The sequence below is a fragment of the Pseudomonas sp. genome, from assembly GCF_050739995.1.
Taxonomy (GTDB): domain Bacteria; phylum Pseudomonadota; class Gammaproteobacteria; order Pseudomonadales; family Pseudomonadaceae; genus Aquipseudomonas.
In genome coordinates this window covers 1-8,237 of the sequence record NZ_JBOICG010000756.1, presented here as the reverse complement: position 1 = coordinate 8,237, position 8,237 = coordinate 1, and the positions used below count along the sequence as shown (strand labels likewise).

The 8,237-nt window shown below is 59.5% G+C and carries 4 protein-coding genes; 2 read left to right on the top strand and 2 right to left on the bottom strand.

The genetic code is table 11. From position 1 onward, the window contains the following. On the top strand, positions 1–1,645 hold a 1,645-nt coding region (gene aceK, locus ACRESD_RS25755; protein WP_431753479.1), incomplete at its 5' end, for a bifunctional isocitrate dehydrogenase kinase/phosphatase. 23 nt (positions 1,646–1,668) lie between these two features. Here aceK and ACRESD_RS25750 read toward each other — a convergent pair. Together ACRESD_RS25750 and ACRESD_RS25745 are read right to left on the bottom strand one after the other, a co-directional pair. Further along, positions 1,669–2,907 (bottom strand): hypothetical protein, encoded by a 1,239-nt coding sequence (locus ACRESD_RS25750; protein ID WP_431753478.1) that lies wholly within the window; start codon positions 2,905–2,907, stop codon positions 1,669–1,671. 22 nt (positions 2,908–2,929) lie between these two features. After that, entirely contained in the window at positions 2,930–3,640 is a 711-nt protein-coding gene (locus ACRESD_RS25745) for a hypothetical protein (RefSeq protein ID WP_431753477.1), read from the bottom strand. 681 nt (positions 3,641–4,321) lie between these two features. Between ACRESD_RS25745 and hrpA the strand changes: the two genes are divergently transcribed. Beyond that, positions 4,322–8,233, top strand: coding sequence for an ATP-dependent RNA helicase HrpA (gene hrpA, locus ACRESD_RS25740; RefSeq protein ID WP_431753476.1), 3,912 nt, complete (start codon positions 4,322–4,324; stop codon positions 8,231–8,233). Positions 8,234–8,237 lie beyond the last annotated feature (4 nt).

Genomic DNA, 8,237 nt, shown 5'->3' with positions numbered 1-8,237 from the left:
CCGCATCACCGATGGCGCCCGCGAGCGTTTCGAGAAGGCCCAATGGCAGCAAGGGCAGGCGGCGTCGGCGGCGCGTATCAACCTGTATGAAGAAAAAGTGGGCGAAGTCACGGCGCGCCTGCGAGCGGGTTTCGAGGAAACGGTGCTGCTCGAGGTAGACCTATGGCCTCTGGTCAAGAGCGCCTACATCGGCCTGATCGACCTGCGCTTCGACGATGAGCTGTCGGAGACTTGGTACAACTCGGTGTTTTGCGGCCTGTTCAGTCATGACCTGATCAGCGACGGCTGCATGTTCATCCACACAACACGGCCGAGCCTGCGTCGGGCGCGAGCGGCACAAACGCGGCTGTACACGCCGAACGGCAAAATCGCCGAGATGCTGACGCAAATCTTCGCCGACTACCGCTTCAGCGAGCCCTATGCCGACCTGCCCGCCGACCTGCATCGCTTGGAAGCCCAACTGCGGGAAAACCTGCCGGATTGGGTGTGTAAAGACCCAGACCTCACCGTCGAGCTGTTTTCCTCGGTGCTCTACCGCAATAAAGGCGCGTATCTGGTAGGGCGCCTCTACACCCGCGATGAACAATGGCCGTTGGTGATTCCGCTGCTGCACCGCGAAGGGCGCGGTATCCAGATCGATGCGTTGATCACCGATGAAGCCGACGTGTCGATCATCTTCTCGTTCACCCGCTCCTACTTCATGGTCGATGTGCCGGTGCCGGCGGAGTTCATCGGCTTTCTCAAGCGCATCCTGCCCGGTAAGCACATCGCCGAGCTGTACACCTCCATCGGTTTCTACAAGCACGGCAAATCGGAGTTCTATCGCGCATTGATCAACCACCTGGCCAGCACCGATGACCGCTTCATCATGGCCCCCGGTGTGCGCGGCATGGTCATGAGCGTGTTTACCCTGCCGGGCTTCAATACCGTGTTCAAGATCATCAAGGACCGCTTTTCGCCGTCGAAAAACGTTAACCGCGCCACGGTGATCGAGAAGTACCGCCTGGTCAAAAGCGTCGACCGGGTTGGACGCATGGCCGACACCCAGGAGTTCGCCGACTTCCGCTTTCCCCTGAGCAAGTTCGAGCCCGAGTGCCTGGCCGAGCTGCTGGAAGTCGCAGCGGGTACCGTCGAAGTGGAAGGCGATACCGTGCTCATCCGCCACTGCTGGACCGAACGGCGCATGACCCCGCTCAACCTCTACCTTGACAACGCCAACCCTGCCCAGGTGCGCGAAGCCCTGGAGGACTACGGCCTGGCCATCAAGCAACTGGCGGCGGCGAACATCTTCCCCGGCGACATGTTGCTGAAAAACTTCGGCGTCACTCGTCATGGCCGCGTGGTGTTCTACGACTACGATGAGATCTGCTTTCTCACCGAGGCCAACTTCCGCCACATCCCGGCGCCACGCACTCCCGAGGATGAAATGGCCTCGGAGCCCTGGTATTCCATTGGCCCGCTGGACGTGTTCCCGGAGGAGTTCCCACCGTTCCTGTTTGCCGACGCCGGTCAGCGCAAGCTGTTCGATGAGCTGCATGGCGAGTTGTACAACGCCGATTACTGGAAAGGGCTGCAGGAGGCGATTCGCGCCGGCAAGGTCATTGATGTATTCCCTTATCGGCGCAGGTGGGAGGAGAGCGAGTAGGCGAGGGCGAACCTGCTACGTTGTCATTGATGGGAAGTCGTCATGCGATGAAGGGCCAGGTCGTTCCTTAAGTCGGTGTAGAGGTTGCGCAAATCTGTGTTCAATTCTGCAACCAGCGACCGCTGTTTATTGTTTTCTTTAAGTTGGCCGATGGCTGCCAGTTTGACGTGCGTGTTGTTAGCGGAATGAATCAGTGCCTTGAAGTCCTGGCGATCCTGTTCATTACCGGCTTGTTCCGTGCGGGGGATCGTATTCAGTTGCACGAAACCGTTCTCGATGACGGCCAATTCCAGTTTGATCCGCCGCTTGTTCGGTGAGGTTAAAACCAGCATTGGGTTCATGCCTTCGACCGAACTACCGTCAAGGCTGCCGTTGTGCCAGGCATCGCGCAAATTGCCCAGGGCATCTCGCGCGGCGTTGATCGCATCCGGTGAGAGTTTCTCCCCCAGTCCGTTGCGGTGTGCGGATTCGACCGTCCGTTCCAGTCGATGGAGTGTCAGTTCCACCGGGGCTGATTGAGCGTTCCGCTCAAGGTTCTGCTCCAGGCGCTTACGCTCGGGGATGAGGCCCATCGTCGTCTTGAATTGGCTGCTGCCTTTCAGGCGGCCCGTTGCCCAAGCGTTGCGATATTCGGTGATGGCATTACGTTGCCTGATAAAGATGTTTTCCTCGACCTGAGACAGCGGTTGCGGCTGTTTCTGGATATGCTGATCCAGCAAGCCAGTCTCCTTATCCAGGGCGTTGACGTGTTTAACGGCCTGCTCCAGCTCTTGCGCGGTCAGCCGGTTGTTCAGTGGGGCAGCGAGCAAGACCGGGACGGCTATCGGGTCCACCTCGCAGGACGGTGGGGACGTGGGGGCGGCCCATGCGGCACGTCGCTCCAGCAGGGTATTGCGCTCTTCCACGCGGGTTGCCAGTTGTTCATTGCGTTGCGCGAGTGTTTGCAGGCTTGTCCTGGCATCCGGTTGTGAGGCAAAGCGTCTGCGGCTTTCCTGATCGAAGGCTGCAAGCGCGCTATCGATCCTCGAGAGGTGCATCCAGGCTTGAAGTCGATGACCCTTTTCCTGTGGCGCACTGTCTGGCATTCGGCTGACGGGGCTAAACAACGCTTGTTCGAGGTTCCGGGTGTTCTCGAGCATATGCTGATGCCCTTGTCCCACCAGACTTTTGACCACTGCTTCCTGGATAGCGTGTGTTTGCAGTATCAGTCGACCCAAGGCGCCGCGGGGCACGTGCTCTGAAAACAGGTTTGATTTAGTCATGAGTAGCGTCTCCGGGCTGATTTCAGATTTCAGCTTTCTTCAGGTCTTCAACCAAGTTGTAGACCTTGGCCAGGATGGGATCTGCATTCAATGGGTCGGCCAGGTACTTATCTCGGTATTCCGTTTTTGCCACACGCCACAGATCGTTTATCGACGCTTTCAATGCCTCTTCTTTCAGTGTTCGTGGAACAGGGGCGCAATGACTGGCCAATTGAGTACCTAGTCGCGACGAACCTGCAAATGCGCCATTAGCCCAGGACGTCCTGAGCTTATCTACCTTGCGACACAGCCTCGCGATGGTTTCTACGTCGATAGACGTCCCACCCGTGGGATTGCGCTCCATCAATAGCGTGCCCAATTGTTCGGCCTGTTCGAGCAAGTCGGTGAGGCGGGACACATGCTTCATTGCCTGCGCCAGCGCGCTGGCTGACAGCGTGGGAGAAAAACTTACTGCATCCCCGTCGATAGAGGCGTTATCCATCGCCTGCTCGTAGGGGGGCGGCAGATCGTCGATTGCGTCATGTTCAGGCAACGGGCTGTCGCTGCCCATGGACTGCCAATAGGTGGGTGGGAGGGACGCCGGTCGTCGTGCTTCAAGCTGCCTGACCGAGTGCGGATGTGTATCTTCGGCATATAAATCTAGCTCGTGGGCATGGTTCTGCGCGGTACGAGAACGTCGTTCCAACGCAGGGTCGAGTTCTGTATAGGGGGGCGCAGATGTGGATGCGCGCATGACATCACTGGCCGCGTCTGGCGCAGGGGCTGTGCGTGTGGTCCACGTGGTTGAGAGGGGAGGCAAGTGACTGGAGATTGGCATGAGGGTTTCCAGGAGGGACTGAACAGCAATTTCCGCTGGTGCCGTGTGCTGCATGGGATTTGCGCCGTTGCTAGTTGAAACTCGTTCCTCGTACCGCCTGACTTGTAGTGTGGTAGTTCGAGATCCTATTGGCCCTCAAATTAGTTGCGGGTGTTAGCGAAGCTTGATCAGTTGAGTTGGACGACGGCTTTTCTGTGTAGGCCGGCGGGAACTCGTATTGGGGCGGAGGTTGCGACGCTGACGAGCGTGGCTGGGCTTGCATTGCCTCAGAGTAGTTCGGCAGGTAAGGCTGACTATTTGTCGAGTCAATTGGCATAAAACCTCCGGTTTGAAGAGCAAGGACTGTTATTGGCCGGATGTTTCCGGCTGATTCATTTAGCCCTGTGCTCGAAAGTCAAACTATCGGACTTGCGCTCTGAAATAATCGGATGAGCGCGTCGTTTCTGTAAGAAACAGGTTTGTACGCAGGTCAGATGCCGCCAGTCACCGACTGAACGTCTCCAGAAATGTTGAAATCTGCGACAATCGGCGGCGACTGAATTGACTTAACACCATGCAGGCTTCACCTGCCTCACTCAGAAGACCTTTGCAACCCTGATGACTGACCAAGCACCGACTATCGATCAACTGCTCAAGACCCTCGATCACGCCATGCTTGCCGACCGCCACCGCTTGCGGCGGCAGTTGCTTGAGCTGCGCAAGAAGCCCGATGAGGAAAAGCTGGCGCAATGGGTCGCGCGGATGCAGGCGTCCTGTGCCCAGGTCACGGCGCGGCGGGCCAGCCTGCCGGTGATTCGCTATGACGACAGCCTGCCGATCGCCGCCAAGCGCGATGAAATCAAGGCGGCGTTGAACAAGCATCAGGTGCTGATCATTGCCGGCGAGACCGGCTCGGGTAAGACCACCCAGTTGCCGAAGATCTGCCTGGAAATCGGTCGCGGCCAATACGGCCTGATTGGTCATACCCAGCCACGTCGGATCGCGGCACGCAGTGTTGCCAGCCGCGTCGCCGAAGAACTGGCCACGCCATTGGGCGCGTTGGTCGGCTATCAGGTGCGTTTTGAAGACCAGAGCGATTCCAACACCCTGATCAAGTTGATGACCGACGGCATCCTGCTGGCGGAAACCCAGAATGATCGCTACCTCGAACGCTACGACACGATCATCGTCGACGAGGCCCACGAGCGCAGCCTGAACATCGATTTCCTGCTGGGTTATCTGAAAACCCTGCTGCCGCGTCGCCCGGACCTGAAAGTCATCATCACCTCGGCGACCATCGACCTGGAGCGTTTCTCCAAGCACTTTGACGATGCACCTATTGTTGAAGTCTCGGGCCGAACCTTTCCGGTAGACACGTGGTATCGCCCGCTGACCCTGGAACAGGACGAGGAGGGCAACCGCGTCGAGGATGACCTCACCGTCGACCAGGCGATCCTCGCCACCCTCGATGAAATCGCCGCCTATGAACGCAGCGAGCGACGCAGCCCAGGCGACGTGCTGGTGTTTTTGCCGGGCGAGCGCGAGATTCGCGACGCCGCCGAAATGCTGCGCAAGGCCCAGCTCAAGCACACCGAAATCCTGCCGTTGTATGCGCGCCTGTCGCCGGCCGAGCAGCAGCGGATTTTCCAGTCCCATCCAGGTCGGCGTGTAGTGTTGGCGACCAACGTCGCAGAAACCTCGCTGACCGTGCCGGGTATTCGTTATGTGATCGACAGCGGTACCGCGCGCATCAGTCGCTACAGCTACCGCGCCAAGGTGCAGCGCTTGCCGATCGAGGCGATTTCCCAGGCCAGCGCCAATCAGCGTAAAGGCCGCTGCGGCCGGGTCGAGCCGGGCATTTGCGTGCGTTTGTACAGCGAAGAAGACTTTATCGGGCGCCCGGAATTTACCGACCCAGAGATTCTGCGTACCAACCTCGCCGCCGTGATCCTGCAGATGCTGCACCTGCGTCTCGGCGAAATCACCGACTTCCCGTTTATCGAGCCGCCGGATGGCAAAGCTATCAGCGACGGTTTCAACCTGCTGCAAGAGCTGTCGGCGGTGGACCGCAACAGCCAGCTCACGCCCCTGGGGCGCCAACTGGCTCGCTTGCCGGTGGACCCGCGCATGGGCCGCATGTTGCTGGAGGCTGCCAAGCTTGGCAGCTTGCAGGAAGTGCTGATCGTGGCCAGCGCCATGTCAATCCAGGACCCGCGTGAGCGCCCACCGGAACGCCAGCAAGCGGCCGATCAGGCCCACGCACAATGGAAGGATGCCGATTCCGATTTTGCCGGCCTGGTCAATCTGTGGCGCGGTTTTGAAGAGCAACGCCAGGCGCTCACTGCCAGTCCGCTGCGCAATTGGTGCCGCAAGAATTTCCTCAATTACCTGCGCTTGCGCGAATGGCGCGATTCCCATCGCCAGTTGAGCCTGATCTGTCGCGACATGCAGTTGACCATCAACAAAGACCCGGCGGACTACCCGAAGCTGCACAAGGCGGTGTTGTCCGGTCTGCTCAGTCAGATTGGCCAGAAGACCGAAGACGGCGACTATCTCGGCGCGCGCCAGCGGCGTTTCTGGATTCACCCGTCCTCGGGCATCGGCAAGAAGCGTCCGCAATGGCTGATGACGGCCGAACTGGTGGAAACCACCAAGCTGTATGCGCGCATGGTGGCGAAGATCGACGCGGACTGGATCGAACCGCTGGCCGGGCATCTGATCAAGAAAAACCACTTCGAACCCCATTGGGAGAAGAAGCGCGGCCAAGTGGTGGCGTTTGAGCAGATCACCCTGTTCGGGCTGATTGTGGTCGGGCGCCGCCCGGTGCACTACGGGCCGATTGATCCGGTGGTGTCGCGTGAGTTGTTTATCCGCGAAGGCCTGGTACGTGGCGAAATTCAATCCCGTGCCAAGTGCCTGACGGCCAACCAGCAACTGCTGGAGCAGCTCGACGAACTGGAGGCCAAGGCCCGCCGTCGCGACATCCTGGCCGACGAAGAAACCTTGTTCGCCTTCTACGATGCGCGGTTGCCGGCCGAGATCCACCAGACCGCCACCTTCGACAGCTGGTACAAGATCAATAGCCAGAAAAACCCGCAACTGCTGATCATGCGCGAAGAAGACGTGCTGGCTCGCGAAGCCAGTGAAGTCACTGCCGCGCATTACCCCGACACATTACATCTGGGCGATCTGGCGCTGGCCTTGAGTTACCACTTCGAACCCAACCATCCACGTGACGGCGTGACCCTGCGCGTGCCGGCGCCGCTGCTGCCAGCCCTGCCGCCGGAGCGTCTGGAGTGGCTGGTGCCGGGAGTGATCGAAGCCAAGTGCATTGCCCTGGTGCGCAACTTGCCCAAGGCGCTGCGCAAGAACTTCGTGCCGGTGCCAGACTTCGTCAAGGCCGCGCTGCAACGTATCGAATTCGGCCAGGGCTCGTTGCCCCAGGCGCTGGGGCGCGAACTGTTGCGTATGACCGGTGCGCGCGTCAGCGACGAAGCCTGGGCGGAAGCGGCACAACAGGTGGAAAACCACTTGAAGATGAACCTGGAAGTGGTCGACGGCCAGGGTAAGTTCCTTGGTGAAGGCCGCGACCTGGCCGAGCTGACCGCTCGTTTTGCCGAAGCCAGCCAGGCTGCATTGGCCGTGCCGCAAACCGCGAAAAGCCAGCAGCCGGTGGAGGCCAAGGTGTTTGCGGCGGTGGCCGAGAAAACCCAGCAAAACATCGCGGGCCTGTCGATGACGGTCTATCCGGCGCTGGTGGAGGAAAATGGCACCGTCAAGGAAGGGCGTTTCTCCACCGCCGCCGAGGCCGAATTCCAGCACCGCCGCGCCCTGCAGCGCTTGCTGATGCAACAGTTGGCGGAACCGGCGAAATTCCTGCGCGGAAAATTGCCGGGGTTGACCGAGTTGGGCTTGATGTACCGCGAATTGGGGCGCGTCGACGCATTGGTGGAAGACATTTTGCTGGCCAGCCTCGACACCTGCGTGCTGGAAGGCGAAACCAACCTGCCCCGTGACGGCGCGGGCTTGGCTGCATTGGCTGAACGCAAGCGCGGTCATTGGACCGAACATGCAGAGCGTTTGGCGCGTTTGACTCTGGAGGTGCTGAAGCTCTGGCACGGTTTGCAGAAGCGCTTCAAGGGCAAGATCGACCTGGCCCAGGCCGTGGCACTGAACGACATCAAACAGCAGTTGAGCAATTTGGTGTATCCCGGTTTTGTCCGGGAAACCCCGGCGCAGTGGTTCAAGGAGTTGCCGCGTTTTCTCAAGGCCATTGAGCTGCGCCTGGAGAAATTGCCGGGCCAGGTGCAAAAAGATCGGGTATGGAGCGGCGAACTTAGCGGTTTGTGGACACAGTATGAGAACCGTCTGAAAAAACACGCCCAGGAAGGCAAGCGCGACCCGCAGCTGGAGCTGTATCGCTGGTGGTTGGAGGAGTATCGGGTATCGTTGTTTGCCCAGCAGTTGGGCACCAAAGTGCCGATTTCCGATAAACGCCTGAGCAAACAGTGGAGCCTGGTGGAGGCTTGAAGTC

Excerpts from the sequence above, each read along its gene's own strand:
- hrpA (WP_431753476.1), top strand. The coding sequence starts at position 4,322 with ATGACTGACCAAGCACCGACTATCGATCAACTGCTCAAGACCCTCGAT.
- ACRESD_RS25745 (WP_431753477.1), bottom strand. The coding sequence starts at position 3,640 with ATGCGCGCATCCACATCTGCGCCCCCCTATACAGAACTCGACCCTGCG.
- ACRESD_RS25750 (WP_431753478.1), bottom strand. The coding sequence starts at position 2,907 with ATGACTAAATCAAACCTGTTTTCAGAGCACGTGCCCCGCGGCGCCTTG.